Genomic DNA, 1213 nt, shown 5'->3' on the forward strand with positions numbered 1-1213 from the left:
GGAGTTCCACTCACTAGCAAAAATTCTTTTTTGTAATGATAGGTTTTTCCATTAGAAGCTAAATGCCCCCCCCCCCCGCTACCTAATAACATTGCATTCATTATTAATCCTTTTTATTAATTTTAGATATTTTAAGTTAAAAGGTGGAGATTTTAAAGGGTTAAATCCTCCAAGTTGTTGCACCACCTCTTAAAAAGACGCTTCTTTGCTCTTGTTGTATTCTAGGAGGGGCTTTAACCTCACTATGATTAATGCATGAGGCAATCGCATCAATGCAATCATCTTTCCTAAAAGGCTTTAGAGGGTTAAATCCTAAAAGCTCTTTTTTAACCTGTTCTAGCCCATTTGCACCTTTTAAAAAGCACAAATATCCCGTATTATAATAGCTTCTTAGTGATTTAATTTTATCTACTTTGCTTATTTTCCTACTTGCAGAATAGGCAAAAACACTATTTTTAATAAGCTCTTTAGAACTTTTTTTAAGTGCTTCATTTACTCTTACTATCTCTTTTAATAAAAGCCTATAAAGGATTTCTCCTCCGCCTTCTTTTTCAATATAACATGTAGCCTTAGGATATTTTAAAAAACATTCTATAAGTTGGCTTATGTTTTCTTCCTCGCTCCATATTCCAAAAAAGCAATCTTTTAGACAATAAGATTCTAGCTCTCCTTTTCTCTCCACTCCCATAACCACAATAGCTCTATTATCGCTTTTTGCATTTAAGCTTATAGCACTATCTACAAAAATATATTCATTATGCACTCCAAGTTCAAAACTAGGAATGATTTTAAAATATTCCTTTTCAAAATATCCTGCCTCCCTAGCTTGTGGCTCTTGTTGGTATTGTGTGCTAAACTCATCTTCTCCCATTTGAAGCTTTAAAAGCTCTAATTGTTCTAAGTTATGTCTTGCACTAAGCAAAGGTTCTCTTTTAGCTCTTGTGTAGCTAAAATCAGCGATTTTATAGGTGGTTTCTTCTTCATTTAATGCTTGAAGTTTTAGGATTTTCCACTCTTTGATAACATCCTCGCTAAAATTAAGCGGATTTAGCAAATATCCGCATAAATCCTCTTCCCCTAAGCGTTGCATTAGAATAATAATGCTTGAGTTTATGTCTTTTAATCTTGAGAGAACCGAGCCTGTAAAGTTGTTATTTACTGCATCTCTTGCACTCTTTGAGTTCATCTCACTTACTTTAATAGGATCATCTAT

1 protein-coding gene is annotated in these 1213 nt (G+C 33.6%); it reads right to left on the reverse strand.

Annotation, left to right across the window (positions count from 1 at the left end):
• Positions 1 to 160: 160 nt before the first annotated feature.
• On the reverse strand, positions 161 to 1213 hold a 1053-nt coding region (locus B6S12_RS10625), incomplete at its 5' end, for a hypothetical protein (RefSeq protein WP_220083653.1).

The sequence above is a fragment of the Helicobacter valdiviensis genome (assembly GCF_003245365.1).
GTDB lineage: Bacteria > Campylobacterota > Campylobacteria > Campylobacterales > Helicobacteraceae > Helicobacter_D > Helicobacter_D valdiviensis.